Source organism: Bacillus sp. B25(2016b) (assembly GCF_001679765.1).
In the GTDB taxonomy this organism is placed as follows: domain Bacteria; phylum Bacillota; class Bacilli; order Bacillales; family Bacillaceae_G; genus Bacillus_A; species Bacillus_A thuringiensis_K.
Genome location: NZ_CP016285.1, coordinates 731,011 through 755,192 on the forward strand (window position 1 = coordinate 731,011; position 24,182 = coordinate 755,192).

Here is a 24,182-nt window from a genome sequence, read left to right on the forward strand (position 1 = left end):
TTAGTGGAGAGAAGTTATGAAGAAAGTGCGTTGTTTGAGCATCAATTTTGGCTAAAGGTACTTACTGATCATGCACAATTTTTACTGGATGCATTAGCTCCGAAGGAAAAAGAGGATATAAAGAAAGCTACTTACTTTGTTGAAACATTTACGAATCTGTTAAATAAAGTTCGCAATGTGAATCTGATGGTATTCTCCAAAGAGGCAGAACAAGCCGCTAAGGAGATTCGGGCGTTTAAATTAGATACTATACAGAAACAGCTGGAAGGGAAAATTACTATTCATTTTACGCCAACTTTTATTAATCATATGGTAAACGAAGTGGAAGAGTATATAACGGTTTTAGAGTTTTTGAAGAAAGGGGAAGTTCCGCCTGTTTTTCATGAATTACATTATCATCTCGTTTGGTTAACAGATGCGGCTGGTCATGCAGGTTCTATTTCTGGTGGGCTAGATCTTGTTGAAAAAAAATTGAAAGAGAAAAGCGAAGAATTTACGAAGCATTTTGAACAATTTTACTTAAAGGCAGTTGAGATGACTGGATATTTACGAACGGAGCTTCATCATTTTCCAGCATTAAAGAAGTTTACGAAAGATGTTTCACTTGAATTGAAATTATTTTCGCATTTTTTACATGAAGTGGAAGAGCTCGAGTTATCGAATGAAGTATTAAGTGTATTATCAGCTAGAATGGCAGATCATATGGCAAGAGAGGAATGTTACTACTTATTAAAACTAGCTCAATCGTCTGGACTTGAAATGCCAAAATGTAATCCGCTTTAAAGACAAAGAGGCCAATTTTATTTGGCCTCTTTGTCTGTTTTATTGTCTCTTTTTATTTTTGCTTGTTCAATGCTTGCCTGTAATGTCTCCATAATATTAATGATGTTCGGAGCTGGAGAGATTGTTTCAGTTTTTTCCTGTTGTTCAATTTTATTCTCGATTAATTCGGTAAGGGCTTCTTTATATTCATCTGTATACATTTCTTGTTCAAAAGGATTTGTAAGATGGTGGATTAAATTAATTGCTGCGGTGAGTTCTTGTTTTTGTATAGGATAATTTTCGTTACTTGGTAAGTTAGGTGTATTTGTTATTTCGCGAATTTCATTAGGGTAGTGGATGGTTTGTAACATTAGCCCATCTTCAAAGTTACGGATAATAGCTAAATGTTGTTTTTTTCTAATAGAAATATGAATAAGCCCAAGTTTATTTGTACGTTCAAGAGCTTCTTTTAATAATAAATAGGATTTTTCATGTCCTGGGGTAGGACCTATAAAATAAGAACGGTCATAAAGAACAGAATCGATTTCGTTATTTTGGACAAAAGATATAATCCGAATGGATCGTGGTTCGTGAGCTTTTTGCAACTCAGCTAATTCTTTTTCATCCATAATAATGTATTTATGAGGTGCATATTCATAGGCTTTTACAATATCTGTATCATCAATTTCTTCATCCGTACAATCAGGAGCAAATTTTTTATATTTAATAGGTGTTAAGCATTCTTTATGGAGACTTAAAAATTTTATATCGTTTTCTTCTACGGCACTGTATAGTTTAATTCCTATATTTAATAGTCCAAGTGAAAGTGCACCTTTCCAGACGGTATGCAAATGAAACATCTCCTTTCGTTCAAAAATGGTTATGTATATTATGAGATAGTAAGAAATTTCCTATACGTTTTTTGTTTTTTACGGAAGGGATTGGGATATAAAATATATTGACAAGCTCTCTGAAATATTTTAATGTGATTGTATAAAATTGTGTATAAAGGGGAGTAACTTATTACAGTAAAGTCGTCATTACAGGGAGAAACCCTCGGCTTTATTGGCAACGTTTCGTTGTTAGTGAGACCTTTACCAGCAATGGTAAAGGCCCCTTATTGTCTTTTTGAGGACCCTTACCATATTTGGTAGGGTCCTTTTCGTATACAAAGAGAGGAGAAATAAAAATGAAAAAACTTATTAGTAGATTAAGAGTTGTATTTCATGTTCGCCGATTTGTTCCATTCCTATTTGACTTTTTCACTTCAAAAGAGGTTTCAATAAAGAAGAAAATTTTATCTATCGCTTTTTTAGTTGGTTATGTAGCGATGCCGCTTGATTTAATTCCAGACTTTTTACCGTTTATCGGTATTTTAGATGATATTGGAATTGTGTTATTTATTTTGAACCGAATTGTAAAAATGGCGCCAGTTCAATTACAAGAAAAGCATAACGTAAACGTAGGATAGGAGTTAAAAATATGGAGCAAATGATTTTAGATATAATCGAGTTTTTAAAGCAGTTTTCTTATTTTGGAGTTGTGTTAGCATTAACGTTTGAATTTATTCCAGCAGAAGTAGTTTTGCCCATGGTTGGGTATTGGGTGTACGAGGGAGATATGAATTTTTGGCTCGCTGTATTAGCTGGAACACTGGGCGGAACGACAGGACCTTTAACGTTATATGCACTCGGTTATTACGGCGGTCGTCCTCTATTAATAAAATACGGGAAATACTTCTTTATTAAAGAAGAACAAATTCAAAAAGCGGATGATTTCTTTGAGAAATATGGACCAGTTGTAGCATTTGTTGGACGCTTTGTACCGGGAGTTAGAACGCTTATTTCGGTTCCGTGTGGTATGGCGAAAATGAATATATGGAAATTTAGCATATATACATTTATAGCAATGTTCCCGTTAACGACTTTGTATGTTTATTTTGGAATGAAATTAGGTCCGCATTGGGAAAAAGCAGCAGATGTTGTTGGGCAATATATGCTACCGATATTAGGGGGCGTTATTCTTATCGTTGCTAGTATCTTTGTCTATAAATATATGAAGAAAAGAAACAAAACGGAATCTATCTAGTCATTTGAATATTTTTTGAAAATAGATGAATAGTACAGGCAAAAGACTCTGAGGGACATACACATATAGGGAATATAAAAGAGAGAGGGGAAACAACTATGTCTTGTGAGTGCTCAGGGTCAGCATTAACTTGTTGTCCAGATAAAAATTATGTGCAAGATAAAGTGTGTAGTCCGTGGTCTGCTACTGTAGTTGCAACAGCAATTGATAATGTTCTCTATACAAATAATATTAACCAAAACGTAATTGGTACTGGTTTTGTTAAATATGATGTTGGACCAGGCCCAATTACTGTAGAGGTACTTGATTCTGCTGGTACTGTAATAGATACACAAACATTAAATCCAGGAACGAGTATCGGGTTTACGTATCGTCGTTTTGATATTATACAAGTTGTGTTACCTGCAACACCTGCTGGAACGTATCAGGGAGAATTTTGTATTACAACACGTTATCCACTTTCATAGCAGAATAGGAGAGGATCGAAATGGGAATGAGAAGTTCCAGTTTGTCTTGTTGTTCTAATAAAACACTTGTGCAAGATCAAGTATGTACAGACTGGTCTATTACAGGTGCTGGTACTCAAATTGTATATACAAATAATATCACGCAAGAAGTATATGGTTCAGGTTATGTGAAATATGATGTAGGTGCCAACCCGATTACAGTTGATTTTTTAGTAGGTGCAACAGTAGTTGATACAATTACTGTACAACCACAAAGTAGTGGTACTTTCACTGTCCGATATTTTACTACTGTCCGAATTACTACGACAGGAACGACTGTTAATCAAGGAGAGTTTTGTATTACAGTACGTTATCCAATCTCATAAAAAGCATACCGTGAACGGTATGCTTTTTATATTAAGGAAATAATGAAATTGGTATTCTATAAGCAACATGTAAATTCGCAACAGTACTTGCCTTCTAAATATAGTGAAAGATTACTTGTTATATTGATAATATTGATCGACTGTAGGTCTTTTCCTGTGTACGATATTGTATTACCAGGAAACACAGTGAAAATATTGGTTACTGTTCCAATGATTTGAATTGTAATTGCTTCGGTGCTGCTAGTACTATTGTAAACCGAGACAGTACCTGATATAAGTAGTATCCCATCACTTTGCCATAGTATCATTGATTGTGATGCATCTTTGGCAGAGGGGATGGTGTTATTAGTTATGAGGAAATTCCCTGCAAATTCATTTTTTACTCGCTCGCAATTTGGATTTGGAGGAGGGGACGGTGGACAAGGGTCTGGACAAATAATAGATAAAGGAGCGAAACAGCCAATATTTTTTTTATTCTTCAATACAACCCCTCCTTTTAAGTTGTCTTTTACTACTATTAAATGTAAAAGTATGGCCGATGTGTTAAAAAAAGAAGGAAATATTAAAAATTAAGATTGTCTAATAGGCTTAAACCTTAACTTATCATTAGTGTTATAGAAAAGATTATATGTGAATAGTCATAGGAAAAGAATGATCAGACTCTTTTAGACAAAAGGTGGTTGTATACAATGGTACGAGGGATGTTGGACTTGATTTATAATTAACTGTATATTTACAAAAATCTAATAAAGTTCATTTGTTATTTAAACAACATTAACATGTATTAGATAAAATAGCCCTTGTAATGAATCAATTATTATGAGGAGGATTCACGTGGAAAGAATTGCTTTACGAAAAGTAAAAGGTCTTATTGGATTATTGGTGGTTTTTGTATTAGCGTTTGTATCATTTCCGTGGAGTACATCAGTCAAAGCGGAAGAGAAAAAGCAAGAAAAGGAATCAAGTGAGAAGAAAATCGTTTTCCCGGTTGTAAGTGATGTGCATATTAAAGATAATAAAACGGATGATATGTTCCGCTGGAAACGAGCGATTGAGCAATTTAATTCAATTGCACCAAAGCAAGATGCTTTTGTTATTGTAGGTGATTTTACTGATTCAGGGTCTGTGCAGCAATATGATCGTTTCATGCAAGTGTATAATGACAATGCAAATAAAGATGCGGTACGAATGAATTCTCTAGGTAACCATGATTATTGGAACGGTTTATCCGTAGAGGGAGCACAGAAGCGTTTCTTAGAAAAAACAGGTATGGAATCAATTTATTATCATAAAGTGGTGAAAGGATATCACTTCCTTGTTATGTCGCCAGAAAATGGGACAACACATGGATATTATTCAGATAAACAAATTAATTGGTTAAAAGAAGAGATGGCAAAGGCGCAAAAAGATGACCCGGAAAAACCGATTTTCGTATTTTTACATCAACATATTAAAGATACAGTGTACGGTAGCCAAGAATGGGGAACGAAGGATAGTGCAAAAATTAATGCAGTATTAAAAGAATACCCACAAGTCATTACGTTTTCAGGTCATTCACATTATCCATTAGATGATCCAAGGTCGATTCATCAAAAAGACTTTACATCTGTTGGTACGTCTTCTGTAAGCTATATGGAGGTAGAGGGCGGTAAAGTGCAAGGGAATATTCCTTTAGAATCGCGTGCATTAAGCCAAGGTTTATTAGTAGAAGTAGACGATAAAGAAGTAACGATTAATCGTCGTGATTTCCATACAAATTCTTGGACAGGTGAGCCTTGGAAAATTAAATTACCAGCAAAGAAAGAAACTTTTACACATGTAGAAGATCGTGATAAAGAAAAACCATCTTTTTCGACAGATGCGAAGTTATCAGTATCAAATGTAACAGAAAATGCAGCAACAGTAACATTCCCACAAGCATTGGACAACCTTCTCGTTCATTCGTATCGCGTACAAGCGAAGGATAAACAAACGGGAGAGATTAAAAACAAGTTATTAGCATTCTCAGAGTTTTATCGTGATCCAGTACCAAAAGATCTTACGTTTACGCTTGCTGGGTTAGAGGATGGGAAAACATATACACTTGAAGTAGTTGCGATTGATTCATTTGGCAATGAAACCGCGCAGCCGTTAACAGCAGAAATTACTACAAAAAAAGATAATATTGACCCGAATGTGAAAGTACCAAAAGCGGATGTTTTTGATGTAAACTTTGCAGATGGTACATTTAAAGACAATTCACCATTTGGTACAAAAGGTGAATTGAAGGGTAATGTGACTATTGAATATGATAAAGCATTGAAAAAGAATGCTATGAAGTTAAACGGAAAAGCAAATACATTTGGATATCTTCCATTTTCAGCAGCACAAAAAGAGAAAATAGCAAATACGTTTACGTTAGAAACTGTGTTTTCAATGAATGAAATTCGCGGGCAAGGTATTTTGCAAAATACAGAGAGCGGCGGAATTGGTTTTGAGTCTACAGGAAGTGGATATGTTGAATTATGGGCTCACATTGGCGGTAGCTACAAACGTGTTGGCGCTCAATTGGAAGCGAACAAAACGTATCATTTAACAGGAACATATAATGGAAGCGAAGTGGCAATTTACGTAGATGGTAAAAAAGTAAATAGTCAGTCAGCTCAAGGAAAAGTTTATAACCCGAACGTACCATTTGCATTTGGAGCGGATCCTGATAGTAACGGAAATGGTGGTATTCCGTTAAATGGACAAATCGCGCTTGCGAAATTATATAGTAAAGCGTTAAGTTCTTCAGAAGTATTAGCAGCGTACAATGAGTTTTCTAACCGTACGAAGTTAGAGCAAGTAAATGCGCTATTTGAAGAGCTTGGAAAAGTAAAAGAAGTGTTAGCTGGTACGTATGAGTTTGGTGACAAGCCAGGTCAATATTCAAAAGAAGCATTTCAAGAATTAGAGAAAAGCTTTAACATAGCAAAGCAAGCATTTGAAAATGTAGGGAGTACGGGAGAGCAAATCGTTCAAACGTATAACGAATTAAAAACAGCTAATGTAACATTTGTACAATCTAAAGTAGTAGAACAACCGAAAACACCGAAAGAAAAATTACAAATTAATATTGAATCTGCAAAAGCAGTAGTGAAAAAAGCGCAAGCTGCAAATGTAACGGACGGTTCAATGAAATCATTGAGCCAAAAAATTACAGTGGCAGAATCTGTGTTAAAAGATGCGAAAGTAAAAGATACACAAGTAGAAACGATGAATCGTACGATGGAATATGCGATTTCACTCGTTGAAAAAAGTATGAACAAATAAGAGAGAAGAAAAGAAGCTTATCATGATAGGCTTCTTTTTTGTTATACTAAAAGTAGCATAGAAAGAAGGAGCGAATAATTTGGAACAGAAAAAGCTAAAAAGAATTCTTGAATATGTATGGATCGCGGTTGTGCTCCTTGTAGGATATTATTTATTAAAAGATAAAAGTATTTGGGTTTTATTCTTAATGACGTTTTTATTAGCAGGATTAGGAACGTTATTTATTAACTTCTTCTTTGATAGTTTGAATGCCTGGAAGAAGAAAAAGAAGGGGACGAAGTAAAGGAGGGAATATATGCAAAAGTGGAAGCTCATATATCAGGTGATTATTTTCTTAGTGCTTGTGGGTATTGGAATGGTCAAATATTCGACACCAATAGGAAATTGGGCATGGTTTACAGCTTGCATCGGCATATTTTTCATTTTACAATCGTTAACGAAAAAATATAATAGTACAGAAAGATAGCTCGCCGTTTTATCGGCGAGCTATTTTGTTATGCTTTTTTCTGTTCATCATCTGTTTTTTCGTTAGCTAAATGACTATGTTTCCTAGAGTAGAAGAAATAGAAGCATAAGCCGACTATAAGCCAAACTGCAAAGCTAATCCATGTTTTTTTAGACAAATTGATCATTAAATATAAGCAGCAAAGAATCGCGACAACTGGTAGTACAGGTACGAAAGGTGTACGGAATCCACGTTTTAAGTCAGGATGTGTTTTTCGTAAAATAAGTACAGCGCAGCAAACGAATGTAAAGGCTGTTAATGTACCGATATTTACTAAATTCGCTAGCAAATGTAAGTCTAAAAGGCCTGCTAATAAAGCGGCAATGACGCCAGTAATCCATGTATTTAATAAAGGGATTTTTACTCTTTTATTTACACGTGCTAACGCTTTTGGAAGTAGACCGTCACGGCTCATCGCATATGAAACGCGAACTTGTCCATACATCACGACTAGGAGGACGGTCGTCATTCCAGTCATCGCTCCAACAGCGAGTAGTCCTGCAATTGCATCTTCACCAACGAAGTGCAATGCAAATGCAACTGGATCAGAAACGTCTAATTGTGTATAAGGAACCATACCTGTTAAAACGAAAGATACAATCATATATAAAATAGTACAAATAAGAAGGGAACCAATAATACCAATTGGTAAATCACGCTGTGGTTTTTTCGTTTCTTCCGCAGCGGTTGCGATTGCATCAAAACCTAAAAAGGCGAAAAACACAGTGGCAGCGCCAGTAATAATACCGTCGTATCCGAATGGAATGAACGGTGTCCAGTTTTCAGGTTTTACATATTTTGCGCCTGCTACGATAAAAGCGATAATAACGGCTAACTTGATAAGAACCATAATATTATTAATGCGTGCGCTTTCGCGTATACCAAAACTTAAAAGGGCAGTAATGATGAGTAAAATACAAACAGCTGGTAAATCGATGAGACCACCTTTTCCTACGCCGGGGGCTGAGGCGATTATGGCGGGCAGGTGTATATTGAACCCTTGTAGTAAAGATTGCAAATAACCAGACCAACCGACAGCTACTGCTGCAACGGCAAGTAAATATTCGAGCATTAAACACCATCCGACGATGAAGGCGACAACTTCTCCGACTGTCATGTATGCGTAAGTATACACACTTCCTGAGACAGGAATAGAAGAAGCAAATTCAGCATAACAAAAGGCTACACAAGCACAAGTAAATGCAGCAATAAGGAATGATAGCATAATACCAGGACCAGAATGTTTTGCTGCAACAATACCTGTTAATACAAAGATCCCTGTCCCAATTACGGCGCCGATTCCTAAAAATGTTAAATCGAGTGCAGTTAATGTTCTATCTAGCTGCTTTGGTGATTCAGTACTAAGCGCTTTTTTTCGTAATAATGACTTCACTTTGGACTCTCCCCCCATTTTTTTATTTCCATAACTGCGACTATAGTATGAGCCCATTAAAAAAGAGTAAGTAAGGAAGTGGAGGTGCAGTTATGGTATGTAGTTTTTTTTAAAATTGCTGGATTAATCTTAATATAATTCAGAATATTTTGTCAAATAAAAATATGACAAATAAAATGCGGATCAATAGGGGAAACTACTTGCAGAAATGGACGGGGATTAATAATCTACTTGGATGGAGAACCCCACTGATTAAAGTTAAAGTAGGAGCAGATGCTATGTTATTTTATTTTGAACTTGTCGTCATTTTACTTTGTACGAAATTAGCTGGTGACATTAGTGTGAGACTTGGTCAGCCTTCTGTACTTGGTAAGTTAATTGTCGGTATTATTATCGGTCCGGCTGTACTTGGTATTATTAATAGTTCTGAACTGATCGATGAACTGAGTGAGATTGGTGTTTTGTTACTTATGTTTATGGCGGGACTTGAAACAGATTTAGAAGAGTTAAATCGGAATTTGAAATCGTCGTTTGCAGTAGCGGCCGGTGGAATTATTTTTCCTTTCATCGGTGGTTATGTAACAGGATTGCTGTTTGGATTAATACAGTCCCATGCCATTTTTTTAGGGTTATTACTTTGCGCAACATCGGTTAGTATTACGGTCCAGACGCTACGTGATCTAGGAAAAATGAATACGAGAGAAAGTACAACAATTTTAGGTGCTGCCGTATTTGATGATGTCATTGTCGTTATTTTATTGGCATTTGTAATGAGTTTTTTAGGAACACAAGATGTGAATATAACACTTGTCATTGTAAAGAAAATTATTTTCTTTGTAAGTATTGTTTTTATTGCTTGGAAAGTCGTTCCTTGGATTATGAAAATGCTTGTACCGCTTCGTGTAACAGAAGCGTTAATTAGCGCGGCTCTTATTATTTGTTTCTCTTTTTCTTATTACAGTGAAATGATGGGAATTGCAGGTATTATTGGAGCGTTTGCAGCGGGAATTGCTATTTCTCAAACAGAGTATAAGCATGAAGTGGAACATAAAATTGAACCGATTGCTTATGCAATATTTGTTCCAGTATTCTTCGTAAGTATCGGAATGGAAATTACATTTCAAGGTATTGGAAGCCAGCTTTGGTTCATTATTATTATGACTCTCATTGCGATTTTCACAAAGTTAATCGGATCAGGTTTAGGAGCAAGGCTGACAGGATTTAATCTCCAATCTTCTATTAGTATTGGCGCGGGGATGGTATCACGTGGTGAAGTAGCGCTTATCATCGCTGCAAATGGACTTACGGCGAATTTATTAGCGAAAGAAAATTTCACAGCGATTGTTATTGTTGTTATATTGACGACGATTATTACACCGCCACTTTTGAAGAAATATTTTGTATAGAGAGGAAGGGCTTATCTGATGTAGGTAAGCTCTTTTTTTATTCCCAAAAGCAATGATCATATAGCATGAAGGGTTTGTAATTATGGTAAAATCTATGTATGTGATATGACAAGGAGAGGGAAGTGTGAAGATTACGAAGGAGAAGGTTATTGGTGTAATCGTACTTATTGCAGTATGTATACCATTTACTGCATGGAAAGAATCAAAAGTGAAAGATTTTCCGGTTTCTATTTTTTCGGAAGAAGCAGATGGTGAGTACGGTCAGAAGCTGAAATATACTGCTTTTTTACCTGATGTTGCGATTTGGATGAACGGTTGGGAAAAGAAGTGGACAGAAGGGGAAAGAACTGTTTATCAAAAAGGGAATCGCATTGTAAATGTGTTTCATCCTCCTGGCGATGATGGTTATTACCTTCTTGAAGCAAGAGAAAATAAGTGAACGCAACCGTAAGAAGTGGAGGTTAAATAGTGAAAGCTTCAACATTACTATTTAAAATTGAAAGTAATATGGATCAATTTTCACCAGCTGAGAAGAAGGTTGCCATGTACATAATGGAGAATGCAGAGATTGTACCGAATTTAACGACGAAAGAAGTGTCAACGAATGCAGGCGCAAGTGAAGCGAGTGTCGTTCGCTTTTGTAAATCGATTGGAATCGGAAGTTTTAAAGCATTTAAGATAGCACTCGTTCGTGAATTAACGATTGCTGATTATAATATTAACGATTTTTCAGTGATGAATACAGAAGATGGACCGTATGATTTACTTAATAAAGTTACTTATGTGAATAAAGCTGCAATTGAGGCGAGCGTGACGGCGATAGATAAAAAAGAACTTGAAAAAGCTGCAGATCGTATTGTAAATGCCGATAAAATTATCTTTTATGGAGTAGGCGGATCAGCTACTCCGGCGATGGACGGAGCTTATAAATTTACAAGGCTTGGATTTACAGCGATGATGCTATCTGATTTTCATATGATGTTGCCGCTTGTGACGAATTTAAAAGAAGGCGATATATTTGTTGCGATTTCAACATCTGGTCGAACGAAAGATGTGCTTGAAATGGCGCAGTATGCAAAGAGACAAGGTGCAACTGTTATTGGAATTACGAAACTAGATCAATCATCACCGTTATATAAAGAAGCGGATATTCGCCTTTGTATGCCAGATGTAGAACAAGATCATCGTATTGCGAGTATTGCTTCGAGAATGACGCAATTGAATATGATCGATGCTTTATATGTGATTACTTTCAATCGAATTGGTAATAAAGTATTGAATCAATTTATGGAGACACGAGAAGAAGCGTTGCGGTTACGGAAGTTAAAGTAGAAGAAAAGATGAGGAGACTCATCTTTTTTTATCCCCCTATTTGCCGGGCAGTAAGATCCTCACTTCAAAATTCAGCGGAAGCAAAGAAAGTTAGGTGGGGATCAACTGCCCGTAAATGCCCGATTGGTGCGGGCTAATAATCAGTGGGGATGAACAAAACCCACACTGATTAAAGTTTCACTTTATTATCTTTGACAAAAATATGTCATGTCGTGAAATTTTATTTCATAAAATAAGAAAGAGTAATTAATTTTTAGTTTCTTAAAGTTATAATAAAAGTGTGAAATATAATTTCAAAGAGGGTGGCAATATGTTAGAAAATTTATCGACAGAACATCGTAATGAGAAAACAATGAATTTGGATGAGATGAGCATAAAAGAAGTGTTGCAAAGTATGAATGAAGAAGATCGAACTGTTGCGTTAGCAGTTGAAAAAGAGATAGAACAAATTGAAAAGGTTGTACAGACTGTTATTAAATCTTTTGAAGAAGAGGGACGTTTAATTTACATTGGTGCTGGTACGAGTGGTCGTTTAGGTATTCTAGATGCAGTGGAATGTCCGCCGACATTTGGCACGGATGATAAAATGGTGCAAGGATTTATAGCAGGTGGATTGAAAGCGTTTACTAAAGCGGTGGAAGGTGCCGAAGATCGCGAAGAGTTAGCAGAAGAAGATTTAAAAAGTATTGGATTAAATGAGAAAGATACAGTGATTGGAATTGCTGCAAGTGGCAGAACTCCTTACGTAATTGGCGGCTTGAAATACGCACAGAGCGTAGGAGCGAGTACAGCGAGTATTTCTTGTAATAAAAATGCTGAAATAAGTAAATATGCAAAGTTAAATGTGGAAGTAGAGACAGGTGCAGAAATATTAACAGGATCAACACGTTTAAAAGCTGGTACAGCACAAAAATTAGTGTTGAATATGATTTCAACAGCTTCGATGATTGGTGTAGGAAAAGTATATAAAAACTTAATGGTAGATGTTCAATCCACAAATGAAAAGTTAGTAGAACGGTCAAAACGAATTATTGTGGAAGCAACAGGCGCTAGTTATGAAGTAGCGGCAGAGTATTATGAAAAAGCAGAACGTAACGTAAAAGCTGCCATTGTTATGGTGTTGTTGCAGTGTGAGTATGGGGAAGCACTGGAGAAACTAAAATGCGCAAAAGGGTTTGTGAAGAAAGCACTATAAAATAATAGGGAGGGGGATTCTATTATGAAGAAAGAAGAGAGAATGGCCAAGGAAATTTCGGAGCAACTTGGAGGAATAAAAAATATTCGTAGTATTGCTCATTGTATGACGAGACTACGTTTAACGCTTCATGATGAAAGTAAAGTAAACATGGACCTTTTGAAAAAAGTTGAAGGTGTTATGGGTGTTATAGAAGATGAGACGCTTCAAGTTGTCGTTGGTCCAGGAACAGTAAATAAAGTAGCAGCTGAAATGGAAGGCTTAACAGGACTACGAATTGGTGAGGTAGCAGATCATCACCTTGAAGATATTGGGCAAGAGATGAAATCAGAGATTAAGAAGAAAAATAATACACCGGTGAAAAACTTTTTACGAAAAATAGGAAGTATTTTCATTCCGTTAATTCCAGGACTTGTTGCGTCAGGAATTATAAACGGGGTTGCTAACTTTGCGAAAAATGCTGGTGCTGATCCAAATGCAACGTGGTTACAAATGTTACTACTCATTGGCGGCGGTATCTTTACATTCTTAGGAATTTTAGTTGGTTGGAATACAGCGAAAGAGTTCGGCGGGACACCGGTTCTTGGGGCAATTGCTGGTATTTTAATTTTCAACCCAGCGATGGCAAACGTAAAATTGTTTGGTGAAGCATTAGTGCCCGGACGGGGCGGATTATTCGCAGTTATTTTTGCAGCATGGCTTATGGTTGTAGTGGAAAGACAAGTTCGAAAAGCAGTGCCGAATGCAGTTGATATTATCGTGACACCACTCATTACTGTATTAGTTGTAAGTATCGTAACGATGTTAGCCATTCAGCCATTAGCAGGTTTCTTATCAGATGGTATTACGAGCGGAATTAATGCTATTTTAAATATTGGCGGAGCATTTGCTGGCGCAGTACTTGCGGGAACATTTTTACCTCTCGTTATGGTCGGATTGCATCACGGTTTAACACCAATTCATATGGAATTTATTAATCAAACACACGTAACACCTTTATTACCAGTACTCGCAATGGCTGGTGCTGGCCAAGTGGGCGCAGCAATTGCGATTTATGTGAAAACAAAAAACAAACGACTTCGAAATGTAATTAAAGGTGGATTGCCAGTTGGCTTTTTAGGAATTGGTGAGCCGTTATTATACGGGGTTACATTACCACTTGGGAAACCGTTTATTACTGCTTGTTTAGGAGCGGCTGTCGGTGGTGCATTCCAAGCAGTTATGCAAACGGCTTCACTTGGAATTGGCGTATCAGGGCTATCTTTAATTCCGTTAATTGCTGACAATAAATATTTACTATATTTCTTAGGTTTAGTAATTGCATATACTTTCGGATTTATCTTTACGTACTTCTTCGGATTTAAAGAAGAAATGGCAGAAAACATATAGAGAAAGGGATTCCTTTCTCTTTTTCTATTAATAGAAAGGGAGATTTATATGATCGGAGTTTCCATTTATCTTTCAAAAGAACGAGTAGAGAAACAAGAAGAGTGGCTAAAAGTGGCGAAGGAAAATGGATTTTTGTCTATTTTTACATCACTTCATATACCAGAGGATGATCCTGGTACGTATAAAGAGTTAATTCAGATACTTGGGAAGCAGGCTCTTGAAAATGAAATGGAGTTAATGGTTGATGTTTCTCCAAAATCGTTACACCATTTAGGGCTAACATATGAAAATGTGGAAGAGTTATTGAACTGGGGCATTACCGGTTTAAGAATGGACTATGGCATCACGCCAAAAGAAATCGCCCGCGTATCTCACAAGATGAAAGTAGCTTTAAATGCGAGTACGATTACAAAGTCATTTTGGAAAGAGTTACTTGCAGAACATATAAGAGTAGAGAATGTAGAAGCGTGGCATAATTTTTACCCACGTCCAGAGACGGGACTAGCAAAGTCCTTCTTACAAAAACAAAATCAATATTTACAGAAGTGCGGAATAAAGACGATGGCATTTATTCCAGGAGATGCGGAAAAACGTGGTCCGTTATATGAGGGGTTACCAACGTTAGAAAAACATCGCAATATGCGCCCGCTTGAAGCGTACTTAGAACTTGTTCAAGATTGTGGTGTTGATAAAGTATTGATTGGAGATATAAGCGCAAGTTTGGAAAGTATGCAAGAAGTAGCTAGTGCGAGTAGAGGGATTATTCCATTGCGTTACAAATCATTTATAACTGATAAAGAAGTATTAAAAGTGGTGGAGCAAGTGCATACAAATAGACTAGATCCGGCTCGTGATGTTATTCGATCTGTAGAATCAAGGGAAGGAAATAGAGTGGTGATAAAGCCGATGCATACAATTGTAAGAAAGAAAGGCAGCATTACAATTGATAATGAATTGTACGGTAGATATGCAGGAGAGATGCAAGTTGCCACACATGATTTACCTGTAGATGAGAAAGTGAATGTTGTTGGAATGGTTGTAGAAGAGGATATTTCTTTATTGCCGTATGTTGGCGCTGGAAAAATGTTTCAACTTTTTTGTGCGATAGAGTAAAAGCTTGAATTAGCGCTATTTTGTAAGAAAACATTATCCGTAAAAGGGATAATGTTTTTTGTTTTCTTTAAAAAAGTATTTGACGAATGAATTGAAATACCGTATTGTTTTGACTTGTAAATAAAAGTTCACTATAACAAAACGAAAAGGAGAGTTCAAAATGAACCAATATATTGGGAATTTAATTATTCGTATCGTGTTAGGAGTAACGTTCTTTGCGCACGGTTTAGCGAAGTTTCAATCAGGTATCGATAACGTAGCAGGATGGTTTACAAGCATCGGCTTACCAGGTGGCCTTGCATACGGCGTAGCAACAGTTGAATTAGTTGGTGGTATATTATTAATTATCGGTTTAGGTGTACGATATGTAGGATTGTTATTCGCTCTTATTTTAGCTGGAGCTATCGTAAAGGTAAATGGAGCAGCAGGTTTATTAGGAGATGGAAAGAATCCAGGATATGAATTAGATCTTGCATTATTATCAATGGGTGCGTATTTATTCGTAGTAAAAGCAGAAGGATACGTAGATCGTTTCTTAAAAGAGAAAGTAATGAAAACGAAGTAAATTTTATTTATAAATGTTGACTTGAAGAAATATTGTAACTATAATGATTACAACTAATGAATTACGAATGAAACAATTTAAATATTTTTTTACACAAGATGTAACTACATTGGTTACGTCTTGTGTGAAAATAAATAAACGGGAGGAAGTAATATGCCTAAATCAAATTTAGAAATTATTAAAAGCACGTATGAAGGATCAGCTTCTTCAAATGCAAAGCATTTAGCAGAAGCCTTCTCTGAAAAAGTGGAATGGACAGAGGCAGAAGGGTTCCCGTATGGCGGAACATATAAAGGCGTAGAAGCTATAATGGAAAATGTATTTAGCCGTTTAGGATCAGAATGGGATGATTATAAAGCAAGTGTAAATACGTATCATGAAGTAAACGGAAAAGATGTAATTATTGCTGAAGGTGTTTATTCAGGAATTTATAAAGAAACGGGAAAATCATTTGAAGCAGAATTTGTTCATGTATGGCAACTTGAGAACGGAAAAATTGTGAAGTTTAAGCAATATGTAGATAGTCATATTGTTAGGGAAGCGATGAAGAGATAATGCTTTTTAAATGGATCGTAGGTATATGCATTACAATTATAGTAATTTTCTCGTCTATAGTTGGCGGAAAGAAATTGCTTGCATATGTGGAAAAAGAAAATAAAAATATTCAAATCGAGCGAGCGGCAAACGAAAAAGAGAAAAAAGCTGCAGAAGAAGCTCCGCAAATTAGTGAAGGTGAAATTATTTCTACTATGCATAAAATGGTGCACCAAAAGGTAAAATCCTCTGAAAAATGGGGATTTGTAGAGATGACAAAAAAGGAGATTTCTAATGTAAAAAGAGATATTGAAAATAGTACAGGTTTTCAATATAAAATGAAGTTATTTTCTATTATAAATAGATGGGAAAAAGGAGATTTTTCTCAAACTGTTGAGGAGCATAACTTTTTATGGAGCCTTCAAGGTGGAGATACTGGCAAGGCGACGGAACGTTTATCGCCAGAAGAGGAAAAGCAGTATATAAAAGAAATGAAGAGTAAATAAAAACATCGCCAACCCAGATGACGATGTTTTTTCATTAAGAATGTTTTCGTATTAAAGGTCTAGTTGGCTGAACGGCAACAGTTTTGAAATGAGAAAATAAATAACATCCTGTTACAACGACAATTGTCCCTAAAATTTGTATCCACGTTAATTCTTCTCCGAGGAATATGAATGCTAAAATGGCTGTGAAAATTGGATTGAAGTTTAGAAAAATACCTGATGTAGTTGCGCCTAATTTTTGTACACCAATATTCCAAAATACCATACAAAGAACTGTCGAAATAAGCCCAGTATATAAAAGTGATGTGATGAAAGAAGTATTTATATTTGAAACAGTGAAGCTACCTATGTTAAACGGTAGTAATAAAATAACGCCGAAAATACCAGAGTACAACGTTGCCATAAGTGGTGTAGTTGTTTTTGTTGCCCATTTACTACAAACAGAATAGATTCCCCAAATACAAACTGCTGCAATCATCCATAAATCGCCACTATTAAAATGTAGTGAAAATAAAAGCGAGAAATCACCTTTTAATAGGACGAGGATAACCCCGAAGAATGAAAGAATCATGGATAGGATTTGGAGTGTATTTACTTTTTCTTTTAGAAATAATACTGAAAATAATGCGATTGAAATTGCATTCAAAGTAGAGATAAGACCTACATTTGTAGCGGATGTTTTTTCTAATGCTAAAAATTGAAAGATGTTAAAAAGAGCGACCCCTGAAATTCCCATCAATATTAACGGAAGTATTGCGGTACGTGGTGGAAGGATTTTCTTTTCTTTAAACCATACCATTGGTAATAAACAAACAATCGCAATCATCCATCTTAAATTTGTCAGTGTCATCGGCGATGCATGATCGACGAGTGATTTTCCAACGACAAAATTTCCTCCCCATAATAAGCTCGTTAGTAATAGTAAAAAGACGTAAAAATAAGGCATGCTAAAATCCCCTTTTTTGTAATCAATACGAATTGTAAATAATTTTAGCATTTTTCTTTATTGTGTAATATATTCTTTTGTATAATGGTTAAAACTCGATAAAATATTTAGTTATGAATGATATTTACGGAATAATATTCAGTTTTGTGTAAGGTATAAGGTATTTTTTCGAATAATCATCGGTAAGAAAAAAGGGGGAATTGTAATGGAGTCGTCTGTTATTAAAGTGTTGGATGATTTGGATGTACAAATTTTAGATATATTGCAGAAGGAGTCACAAGTAAGTAATGCAGAGCTGGCACGTCGCGTTAATTTATCACCGGCTGCGATGCATGCAAGAATAAAAAGATTGGATGGGGAAGGTTTCATCGATAAGCAAGTTGCGATTTTAAATCAAGAAAAGCTTGGATTTGATTTATTATGTTTTATTTTTATGAGTACAAATATTCATCAATTTGACAAGCTGGAAGTGTTGGAGAAAGAATTAGAATCGATGCCGGAAGTGTTAGAATGTCACTGTTTAACAGGAGAGTACGATTATTTATTAAAGGTTGCAAATCGTGATCGTAAAGAACTGGAGCAGTTTATTAGAAAGCTGAATAAGCTTGGTATTACACGTATACAGACAAGTTTAGCCCTTCGTGAAATTAAATATTCAACAGTATTGCCGATACGAGATGAGGAACCGAGCATCGATTAGATTGCTTGGTTTTTTGTTTGCATAAAGTGATTGACGAGGAGAAAAGAGAGAGGTATTATTATATAAAATTATGAATTAAAATTCATTTTAAGTTATAAATATTAATATTGAGGGGCAAGGGGATGTAATATGAAAATCTGTAATGCGGTGACGAGTGATGTGAAAGAAATTTATAGTCTTATTGAGGTTTATGCAAAAGAGGGAGTTGTTTTACCACGTTCTCTTTTGTCTCTTTATCAATATTTGCAATGTTTATATGTTATGAAAGAAGACGAGAGAATTGTTGGAGTTGCTGGATTGCATGTATTAGGAGAAGATCTTGCAGAAATACGATCGTTAGTAGTTTCGCATACATATGCAGGGAAAGGGATAGGGCGTATGCTCGTAAATCATGTAATGGAGGAAGCTACGAAAATAAATGTAAGAAGAGTAATTTCCTTAACATATGAAACAGTATTTTTTCAAAAGTGTGGATTTGATTTTGTGAATAGAGATGCGCTACCAGAGAAAGTATGGGTTGATTGTAGACATTGTCCAAAGGTTGATTATTGTGATGAGGTGGCGATGATTCGATATGTTGGATGAAATAAAAGGAAAAAAGAGCAGCTAGCAAAAGCTAACTGCTCCATTCAAGGGATCTCTCCAAGGGGGAGTGGAGAAAATATTATGTTACTAGCAGTATTGACAGATTATTAAGAAATATACAAATCAGATGAAAGAAATTTTAAATAAACTTTCGGCATTGACAGTTTTTAAAATGTTCATGTACAATATATATGAATGACATTCAGTCATTTTCATGTGACAGGATGCAGTTAGCTTAGAAATGGAACAAATACAATGGTAAATGAGGATGATAGTTGTTTTTATATAGTATTGATGAAAGAGTATATTTTTTTAAAACAAAAATGACTGATAGTCAGTCATAAGAGGTGAGAGGTATGAAAAATAAAGCTTGGTTATATGTCATATTAACATGTATCTTTGAAATTTTTTGGGTGTTTGGTTTTAATACAGCCAATACTTGGTGGCATTGGATTATTATTTTAGGAGTTATCGCTGTTGATTTTCACTTCCTTTCTAAAGCGTGTGAACATCTTGCAACAGGAACTGTATATGCTGTTTTCGCCGGAGCTGGTACGGTAGGTACTTTCTTAATGGATGTATTTCTTTTCGGTGGAAGTTTCAGCGCAGGCAAACTATTCTTCATTCTTATGGTAGTAGCAGGCGTTATCGGTTTAAAGTTAGCTGACAATAAAGAAGAAACTGTGGAAGGAGCTGCTTAAAAATGGGGTGGTTTTTCGTATTGTGTGCTGCAATTAGTGAAATAGTCGGTGTGATAGGACTTAAAATGTATAGTAAAGATAAGACATTAGCCAATGGTGCGATTTATATAGGTGGGTTTGCTACATCCTTCGCATTCTTGTATACATCTTTCTTATTCTTACAAGTAAGTGTCGCGTATGCGGTTTGGATTGGTATTGGAACAGCGGGAGCCGTTTTATTAAACATGTTCTTGTTTGGTGAGTCGAAAAGTAAAGCACGTATCATTAGTGTGGCTCTTATTGTATGCGGAGTGACAGGATTAAAGGCACTTTCTTAAAGATATATTGTATTTTTATCTCCTAATTGTTTATTAGGAGATTTTATTATAAAAAAATGACTTCCTCTTAGAGTTCACTATCATTGACAGTACAATCGATTATCTTATAAAATGAGTGACAGTCATTCAATATGCGTGTGAAAGGGTTTAGATGATGAATAAAAAAGAGAAAATTGTCTATGCAGCTATTGAAGTGTTTCAGGAGAAGGGCGTCGAAAAAACGAAGATTTCTGATATCGTGAAATTAGCTGGCATTGCGCAAGGAACTTTCTATTTATATTTTCCTTCTAAGCTATCTGTTATGCCTGCAATAGCAGAAGTGATGGTTGAAAAGATGATACTTGCAGTGAAAGAAAAAGTACAAAAAGATGTACCTTTTTCAAGTAAAGTGGCCCAAGTAATTGATGCGGTGTTTCACTTTATAGAGGAATACCGTGAAATACAAGCTTTAATGTATGCGGGTCTTGCATCTACTGAACATATAAAAGAGTGGGAAGCTGTATATGAGCCTCTTTATATGTGGTTAAGCGAATTTTTAAGTGAGGCGAAAGAAGCCGGTGAAATTCGTGATTCGGTTCACGCAGAACGAACAGCGAAGTTATTTATCGCTCTTGTTGAATCAGCAGCGGAACAAGTGTATTTATATGATCATAAAGATGATGAGCAGGTGGATTTGCAAAAGGCAGAAGTACTAGATTTTTTAACACATGCACTACATATAAAGAAATAGTGAGATGAACCTGTCTGAAAAGGTAGGTTCATTTTTGAGGAAAACTGAATGATAGTCATTCACCTAATGCGTATGTATGTGTGGAAGGATAGTGTGAAATTCTAACGAGTAGGGGGCATCTCTACTCATGATTAGCCCACAAATAGCAGGATAAAGAAAAAGCTTCTTGGGCATTATTTTTTGAGAGGAGCTTACGGGAAGAGGTGTTAAAAGTGAAGAAACCGATAAAAGAACAAAAGATGGTACTGGTCATTCTTTTGAGTAATATATTTATCGCTTTTCTAGGGATTGGATTAATCATTCCGGTTATGCCGTCCTTTATGAATGACATGCATTTAACAGGGAAGACGATGGGGTATCTCGTTGCAGTGTTTGCAATGGCTCAGCTTATTGCTTCACCTATTACAGGCCGGTGGGTTGATCTTTACGGTAGGAAGAAAATGATAATCATTGGATTATTTATTTTTGGTGTTTCAGAGCTTCTTTTTGGATTAGGAAAAGATGTGTGGATGCTTTATGTAGCGAGGGTGTTAGGCGGAATTAGTGCTGCTTTTATTATGCCTGGTGTTACGGCATATGTTGCGGATATTACATCTATTCAGGAACGTCCAAAGGCGATGGGATACTTATCTGCGGCTATTAGTACTGGATTCATTATAGGGCCTGGAATCGGCGGATTTATTGCAGAATACGGTATACGTGTGCCGTTTTTTGTTGCAGCAGCAATTGCCTTTATAGCATGTGTGATTTCGATATTTATTTTAAAAGAACCGTTAACGAAAGAAGAGCTTGCAGAGATTTCTTCTAATACGAAAGAATCAAGCTTTATTGGTGATTTAAAGAAATCATTACATCCAATGTATGCAATTGCATTTATTATCGTATTTGTACTCGCATTCGGATTATCAGCATATGAAACTGTGTTTAGTCTGTTCTCTGATCATAAATTTGGATTCACACCGAAAGATATCGCAGCAATTATTACAATTAGTTCAATCTTTGGGGTAGTTGTGCAAGTATTTATGTTTGGCAAATTGGTAGACATGTTCGGTGAGAAAGTATTAATTCAAATATGTTTAATTGTAGGTGCAGTGTTAGCATTCGTCTCAACTGTAGTCTTTAATTATTGGATTGTACTTCTCGTTACGTGCTTTATTTTCCTTGCATTTGATTTACTTCGTCCAGCTTTAACGACGTTTTTATCAAAAGCAGCTGGAAAAGAGCAAGGATTCGTTGCTGGGATGAACTCGACTTATACGAGTTTAGGAAATATCGCAGGACCAGCGATGGGCGGAATATTATTTGATATGAATATTCATTATCCATATGCATTTTCAGGCGTTGTTTTAATAGTTGGTCTCGGCATTACATTTATGTGGAGAGAGAAACAGTTGGCTGAAAGTTTTGCGAAGTAATGAGAATAAAGAATGATTGGAAAGCCCCTTTTTGTAAGGGGCTTTTTTGCATGTTAATACATGGATGGCTGTATCCATAACTTCGCAAAATTTGCCCAGCCGAATGAATCAATTGTTACGTTTTTTAAAGAAGAAGGGTATGTTTTTCTTTTTAAAACGTGATAGTTAAATAAAATGATGTGCTCTACTTGTAAAAATTCTTCGATTTCATACATGAGCTCATAGCGTTCTTCTTTATTTGCCTCTAATAAAAATGTATCAAGTAAACAGTTAATTTGTTTTTCATAGTGCGGATCCATGAACCGATTTACGAAGCAACTTTTATTTTTAAACACATTTAAGAATGCGAGTTCATGGTCAGCAGCAAATACTTCTCCCATGAAAATAATATCGGCATGTGTATCGATAGAACGATCCATATAATCTGAAACGAGAAATGGGTGAAGTTCTACATGTATGCCTAATTGTTCGCAACGTTCTTTTAGGAAATATGCGTCATTTGCACTGTCTTTAAATGCGAAGAAATAAATATGAATCGTTTCTCCGTTATAGGTGCTCTTTTTTAAATACTCTTTCGCTTTTTCTAAAGAGTAGGACCTTTTAGTAGCTTGGCGGCTTCTATCAGGGAAGAAGCTTGATGCAGCAATTGTTCGTCTACCCTCTATGTTACGAAGTATCATTTCAACATCATATAGTTCTCTCCAAGCTTTTCGAAAGTAAATGTCGTGATGAGGACCAGGTTTTGTAAAGTTGAAGCCAGCATAAATACAGCCTATTTCTTCTATTTGTATATCATGCCTTTCATTTTCCTCTTCGTTTGGTAGTTCATAATCAGCATCTATTTGCACATGGTCAGGAATACCCCAAAATTCAATACGGTCTAATAACGCGCGCTCTTTAAAATAATGGGTGAACGCTTCGAGTACGATATTATCTTCAGAGTAATGAGCAAGTTTGAAAGGTCCAGTACCTATATAATGATTATTTTGAATACTAGCATCACGCGGTAAAATTGCGAGCTGCATTGAACTTACATAGTGTAAGAAAAATAGATTTGGTTTTGCTAAATGGAATTGAATTTGCAGTGGTGATGGTGTTTCAATTTGAATAATTTCTTCTGTTAACCATTCGAAAGGGGATTGAACTTGTTTTAGTCTTTCAAATGAAAATTGTACATCTTTAGAAGTTAAAATTGTTTCGTTATGAAAATATATATCTTTTCGTAAATAAAAGGTCCACGTAAGTCCATCTTCACTTAATTCCCACGTATGCGCAATGTGTGGTTCCATTTTTTCAGTAACATCGTTATAAACGACTAACGTATCAAAAATTTGACTCGTAAGATGGCTTTCTGTAGTTACAGCTACAAAAGCTGGATCTAATGGAAATATCTTTCTCGATATAGGAATCTTTAATATGTCGTACATATCATTTGAAGGTTCGTATCCAAAATGATGATGTAGTTTATTTTCTATCTTTTTTTGAAGTGCAAGGGGGAGGGGGCCTTTTAAAAGAAGAAAAACGTCTTTTAATTTTTCTTTCGCTAACAGTTCATCTGTATAGGACTCAATCGCTTCTACGAAATTATGTATAAATAGAATTTCCGTTTTATTTCCGCGGCCTCGCCCTGGAGTCCAGCTAATTAATTGCTCCTCGCTCATTTTCTTTAATAAAATCTTTACGTTTTTCGTACTGCAATATAAAACATCTGCTAATTCTTGTAAGCTATTTCGTATATGTTGTTGATCTTGTGCATGTAATCTTAATCGAATGTAATAGTCCATAATTTTCATATATACACTTCCTTCTATCATAAAAGGGGAAACTCTTTAGAATATTCTAACCTTTTTCTTCCTTTTTTTCAAAGTAAAATA

29 protein-coding genes are annotated in these 24,182 nt (G+C 35.7%); 24 read left to right on the top strand and 5 right to left on the bottom strand.

The genetic code is table 11. The annotated features are described in order from the left end of the window. The first annotated feature begins 3 nt into the window (after positions 1-3). The gene (locus BAQ53_RS03830; protein ID WP_000442439.1) at positions 4-783 is read left to right on the top strand and encodes a DUF2935 domain-containing protein; all 780 of its coding nucleotides are present in this window, start codon (positions 4-6) and stop codon (positions 781-783) included. A gap of 17 nt (positions 784-800) precedes the next feature. Here the strand turns inward: BAQ53_RS03830 and ku are convergent, their stop codons facing one another. Beyond that, entirely contained in the window at positions 801-1,613 is an 813-nt protein-coding gene (gene ku, locus BAQ53_RS03835; protein WP_000557753.1) for a non-homologous end joining protein Ku, read from the bottom strand. Positions 1,614-1,951: 338 nt separating this feature from the next. Between ku and BAQ53_RS03840 the strand changes: the two genes are divergently transcribed. The 4 genes from BAQ53_RS03840 to BAQ53_RS03855 all read left to right on the top strand — a co-directional run bounded on the left by BAQ53_RS03840 (position 1,952) and on the right by BAQ53_RS03855 (position 3,682). Further along, positions 1,952-2,233 (top strand): YkvA family protein, encoded by a 282-nt coding sequence (locus tag BAQ53_RS03840; protein WP_000733844.1) that lies wholly within the window; start codon positions 1,952-1,954, stop codon positions 2,231-2,233. A gap of 11 nt (positions 2,234-2,244) precedes the next feature. Beyond that, a complete protein-coding gene (locus tag BAQ53_RS03845) occupies positions 2,245-2,850 on the top strand; it encodes a DedA family protein (protein WP_000437063.1) in 606 nt (201 codons plus the stop codon). Between the two features lie 98 nt (positions 2,851-2,948). After that, on the top strand, positions 2,949-3,317 hold the full coding sequence (locus BAQ53_RS03850; RefSeq protein WP_001277538.1) for a DUF3992 domain-containing protein: 369 nt from the start codon (positions 2,949-2,951) through the stop codon (positions 3,315-3,317). A gap of 20 nt (positions 3,318-3,337) precedes the next feature. Next, a complete protein-coding gene (locus BAQ53_RS03855; protein ID WP_000525819.1) occupies positions 3,338-3,682 on the top strand; it encodes a DUF3992 domain-containing protein in 345 nt (114 codons plus the stop codon). A gap of 56 nt (positions 3,683-3,738) precedes the next feature. On the opposite strand, the gene BAQ53_RS03860 is transcribed toward BAQ53_RS03855, so the two are convergent. Continuing rightward, the gene (locus BAQ53_RS03860) at positions 3,739-4,122 is read right to left on the bottom strand and encodes an S-Ena type endospore appendage (RefSeq protein ID WP_231122449.1); all 384 of its coding nucleotides are present in this window, start codon (positions 4,120-4,122) and stop codon (positions 3,739-3,741) included. On the opposite strand from BAQ53_RS03860, the gene BAQ53_RS26140 reads away from it, so the two are divergent. The 4 genes from BAQ53_RS26140 to BAQ53_RS03875 all read left to right on the top strand — a co-directional run bounded on the left by BAQ53_RS26140 (position 4,007) and on the right by BAQ53_RS03875 (position 7,442). Further along, positions 4,007-4,255 carry a hypothetical protein gene (locus BAQ53_RS26140; RefSeq protein ID WP_003300113.1) on the top strand — a complete coding sequence of 83 codons (249 nt, stop codon included), beginning with the start codon at positions 4,007-4,009 and terminating at the stop codon, positions 4,253-4,255. The genes BAQ53_RS03860 and BAQ53_RS26140 overlap by 116 nt on opposite strands. Positions 4,256-4,516: 261 nt before the next feature. Further along, complete coding sequence (locus BAQ53_RS03865) at positions 4,517-6,976, top strand: LamG-like jellyroll fold domain-containing protein (protein WP_208906493.1); 2,460 nt, start codon at positions 4,517-4,519, stop codon at positions 6,974-6,976. Positions 6,977-7,055: 79 nt separating this feature from the next. Further along, on the top strand, positions 7,056-7,259 hold the full coding sequence (locus BAQ53_RS03870) for a hypothetical protein (protein ID WP_000435800.1): 204 nt from the start codon (positions 7,056-7,058) through the stop codon (positions 7,257-7,259). Positions 7,260-7,271: 12 nt separating this feature from the next. Beyond that, on the top strand, positions 7,272-7,442 hold the full coding sequence (locus BAQ53_RS03875; RefSeq protein ID WP_001174854.1) for a hypothetical protein: 171 nt from the start codon (positions 7,272-7,274) through the stop codon (positions 7,440-7,442). A gap of 28 nt (positions 7,443-7,470) precedes the next feature. On the opposite strand, the gene bcaP is transcribed toward BAQ53_RS03875, so the two are convergent. Beyond that, positions 7,471-8,874, bottom strand: a complete 1,404-nt coding sequence (gene bcaP / locus BAQ53_RS03880) for a branched-chain amino acid transporter BcaP (RefSeq protein WP_208906494.1) — start codon at positions 8,872-8,874, stop codon at positions 7,471-7,473. Positions 8,875-9,074: 200 nt separating this feature from the next. Between bcaP and BAQ53_RS03885 the strand changes: the two genes are divergently transcribed. The 9 genes from BAQ53_RS03885 (at position 9,075) to BAQ53_RS03925 (ending at position 16,914) form a co-directional block, all read left to right on the top strand. Further along, a complete protein-coding gene (locus BAQ53_RS03885) occupies positions 9,075-10,280 on the top strand; it encodes a cation:proton antiporter (protein ID WP_208906495.1) in 1,206 nt (401 codons plus the stop codon). 124 nt (positions 10,281-10,404) lie between these two features. Further along, complete coding sequence (locus tag BAQ53_RS03890) at positions 10,405-10,719, top strand: hypothetical protein (RefSeq protein ID WP_000704958.1); 315 nt, start codon at positions 10,405-10,407, stop codon at positions 10,717-10,719. Positions 10,720-10,748: 29 nt separating this feature from the next. Then, complete coding sequence (locus tag BAQ53_RS03895) at positions 10,749-11,612, top strand: MurR/RpiR family transcriptional regulator (RefSeq protein ID WP_208906496.1); 864 nt, start codon at positions 10,749-10,751, stop codon at positions 11,610-11,612. 310 nt (positions 11,613-11,922) lie between these two features. Continuing rightward, the gene (gene murQ / locus BAQ53_RS03900) at positions 11,923-12,807 is read left to right on the top strand and encodes an N-acetylmuramic acid 6-phosphate etherase (protein WP_000892344.1); all 885 of its coding nucleotides are present in this window, start codon (positions 11,923-11,925) and stop codon (positions 12,805-12,807) included. Between the two features lie 24 nt (positions 12,808-12,831). Then, on the top strand, positions 12,832-14,196 hold the full coding sequence (locus BAQ53_RS03905; protein WP_000711295.1) for a PTS transporter subunit EIIC: 1,365 nt from the start codon (positions 12,832-12,834) through the stop codon (positions 14,194-14,196). Positions 14,197-14,244: 48 nt separating this feature from the next. Further along, on the top strand, positions 14,245-15,309 hold the full coding sequence (locus BAQ53_RS03910) for a DUF871 domain-containing protein (RefSeq protein ID WP_208906497.1): 1,065 nt from the start codon (positions 14,245-14,247) through the stop codon (positions 15,307-15,309). 160 nt (positions 15,310-15,469) lie between these two features. Further along, positions 15,470-15,874: a DoxX family protein gene (locus BAQ53_RS03915; RefSeq protein WP_001077751.1), complete on the top strand. Its 405-nt coding sequence runs from the start codon at positions 15,470-15,472 to the stop codon at positions 15,872-15,874. A 153-nt stretch (positions 15,875-16,027) separates the two neighbouring features. Continuing rightward, positions 16,028-16,429: a nuclear transport factor 2 family protein gene (locus tag BAQ53_RS03920; RefSeq protein WP_001126687.1), complete on the top strand. Its 402-nt coding sequence runs from the start codon at positions 16,028-16,030 to the stop codon at positions 16,427-16,429. Continuing rightward, complete coding sequence (locus tag BAQ53_RS03925; protein ID WP_000897978.1) at positions 16,429-16,914, top strand: PRK06770 family protein; 486 nt, start codon at positions 16,429-16,431, stop codon at positions 16,912-16,914. The genes BAQ53_RS03920 and BAQ53_RS03925 overlap by 1 nt, the downstream gene beginning before the upstream one ends. Positions 16,915-16,948: 34 nt before the next feature. Here BAQ53_RS03925 and BAQ53_RS03930 read toward each other — a convergent pair whose 3' ends face one another. Further along, on the bottom strand, positions 16,949-17,860 hold the full coding sequence (locus BAQ53_RS03930; protein ID WP_001146239.1) for a DMT family transporter: 912 nt from the start codon (positions 17,858-17,860) through the stop codon (positions 16,949-16,951). A 205-nt stretch (positions 17,861-18,065) separates the two neighbouring features. Here BAQ53_RS03930 and BAQ53_RS03935 point away from each other — a divergent pair, with 205 nt between their 5' ends. From BAQ53_RS03935 to BAQ53_RS03960, 6 genes are all read left to right on the top strand, one after another. Then, positions 18,066-18,560 carry an Lrp/AsnC family transcriptional regulator gene (locus tag BAQ53_RS03935; RefSeq protein WP_000446095.1) on the top strand — a complete coding sequence of 165 codons (495 nt, stop codon included), beginning with the start codon at positions 18,066-18,068 and terminating at the stop codon, positions 18,558-18,560. A gap of 129 nt (positions 18,561-18,689) precedes the next feature. Beyond that, the gene (locus BAQ53_RS03940) at positions 18,690-19,145 is read left to right on the top strand and encodes an N-acetyltransferase (protein ID WP_000686668.1); all 456 of its coding nucleotides are present in this window, start codon (positions 18,690-18,692) and stop codon (positions 19,143-19,145) included. 356 nt (positions 19,146-19,501) lie between these two features. Next, positions 19,502-19,846: a DMT family transporter gene (locus BAQ53_RS03945; protein WP_208906498.1), complete on the top strand. Its 345-nt coding sequence runs from the start codon at positions 19,502-19,504 to the stop codon at positions 19,844-19,846. A 2-nt stretch (positions 19,847-19,848) separates the two neighbouring features. Then, entirely contained in the window at positions 19,849-20,163 is a 315-nt protein-coding gene (locus BAQ53_RS03950) for a DMT family transporter (RefSeq protein WP_046946562.1), read from the top strand. Positions 20,164-20,314: 151 nt separating this feature from the next. After that, positions 20,315-20,893 carry a TetR/AcrR family transcriptional regulator gene (locus BAQ53_RS03955; protein WP_208906499.1) on the top strand — a complete coding sequence of 193 codons (579 nt, stop codon included), beginning with the start codon at positions 20,315-20,317 and terminating at the stop codon, positions 20,891-20,893. A 212-nt stretch (positions 20,894-21,105) separates the two neighbouring features. Continuing rightward, positions 21,106-22,308, top strand: a complete 1,203-nt coding sequence (locus tag BAQ53_RS03960) for an MFS transporter (RefSeq protein ID WP_061883805.1) — start codon at positions 21,106-21,108, stop codon at positions 22,306-22,308. 53 nt (positions 22,309-22,361) lie between these two features. Here the strand turns inward: BAQ53_RS03960 and BAQ53_RS03965 are convergent, their stop codons facing one another. Beyond that, positions 22,362-24,122 carry an SgrR family transcriptional regulator gene (locus tag BAQ53_RS03965; protein ID WP_208906500.1) on the bottom strand — a complete coding sequence of 587 codons (1,761 nt, stop codon included), beginning with the start codon at positions 24,120-24,122 and terminating at the stop codon, positions 22,362-22,364. Positions 24,123-24,182 lie beyond the last annotated feature (60 nt).

What these genes read in the sequence shown, in the direction of transcription:
- BAQ53_RS03875 (WP_001174854.1), top strand. Translation starts at nt 7,272, where the DNA reads ATGCAAAAGTGGAAGCTCATATATCAGGTGATTATTTTCTTAGTGCTT.
- BAQ53_RS03950 (WP_046946562.1), top strand. Translation starts at nt 19,849, where the DNA reads ATGGGGTGGTTTTTCGTATTGTGTGCTGCAATTAGTGAAATAGTCGGT.
- BAQ53_RS03910 (WP_208906497.1), top strand. Translation starts at nt 14,245, where the DNA reads ATGATCGGAGTTTCCATTTATCTTTCAAAAGAACGAGTAGAGAAACAA.
- BAQ53_RS03930 (WP_001146239.1), bottom strand. Translation starts at nt 17,860, where the DNA reads ATGCCTTATTTTTACGTCTTTTTACTATTACTAACGAGCTTATTATGG.
- BAQ53_RS03915 (WP_001077751.1), top strand. Translation starts at nt 15,470, where the DNA reads ATGAACCAATATATTGGGAATTTAATTATTCGTATCGTGTTAGGAGTA.
- BAQ53_RS03905 (WP_000711295.1), top strand. Translation starts at nt 12,832, where the DNA reads ATGAAGAAAGAAGAGAGAATGGCCAAGGAAATTTCGGAGCAACTTGGA.
- BAQ53_RS03855 (WP_000525819.1), top strand. Translation starts at nt 3,338, where the DNA reads ATGGGAATGAGAAGTTCCAGTTTGTCTTGTTGTTCTAATAAAACACTT.
- BAQ53_RS03945 (WP_208906498.1), top strand. Translation starts at nt 19,502, where the DNA reads ATGAAAAATAAAGCTTGGTTATATGTCATATTAACATGTATCTTTGAA.
- BAQ53_RS03965 (WP_208906500.1), bottom strand. Translation starts at nt 24,122, where the DNA reads ATGATAGAAGGAAGTGTATATATGAAAATTATGGACTATTACATTCGA.
- BAQ53_RS03925 (WP_000897978.1), top strand. Translation starts at nt 16,429, where the DNA reads ATGCTTTTTAAATGGATCGTAGGTATATGCATTACAATTATAGTAATT.
- BAQ53_RS03920 (WP_001126687.1), top strand. Translation starts at nt 16,028, where the DNA reads ATGCCTAAATCAAATTTAGAAATTATTAAAAGCACGTATGAAGGATCA.
- BAQ53_RS03850 (WP_001277538.1), top strand. Translation starts at nt 2,949, where the DNA reads ATGTCTTGTGAGTGCTCAGGGTCAGCATTAACTTGTTGTCCAGATAAA.
- BAQ53_RS03935 (WP_000446095.1), top strand. Translation starts at nt 18,066, where the DNA reads ATGGAGTCGTCTGTTATTAAAGTGTTGGATGATTTGGATGTACAAATT.
- BAQ53_RS03845 (WP_000437063.1), top strand. Translation starts at nt 2,245, where the DNA reads ATGGAGCAAATGATTTTAGATATAATCGAGTTTTTAAAGCAGTTTTCT.
- murQ (WP_000892344.1), top strand. Translation starts at nt 11,923, where the DNA reads ATGTTAGAAAATTTATCGACAGAACATCGTAATGAGAAAACAATGAAT.
- BAQ53_RS03840 (WP_000733844.1), top strand. Translation starts at nt 1,952, where the DNA reads ATGAAAAAACTTATTAGTAGATTAAGAGTTGTATTTCATGTTCGCCGA.
- BAQ53_RS03940 (WP_000686668.1), top strand. Translation starts at nt 18,690, where the DNA reads ATGAAAATCTGTAATGCGGTGACGAGTGATGTGAAAGAAATTTATAGT.
- BAQ53_RS03955 (WP_208906499.1), top strand. Translation starts at nt 20,315, where the DNA reads ATGATGAATAAAAAAGAGAAAATTGTCTATGCAGCTATTGAAGTGTTT.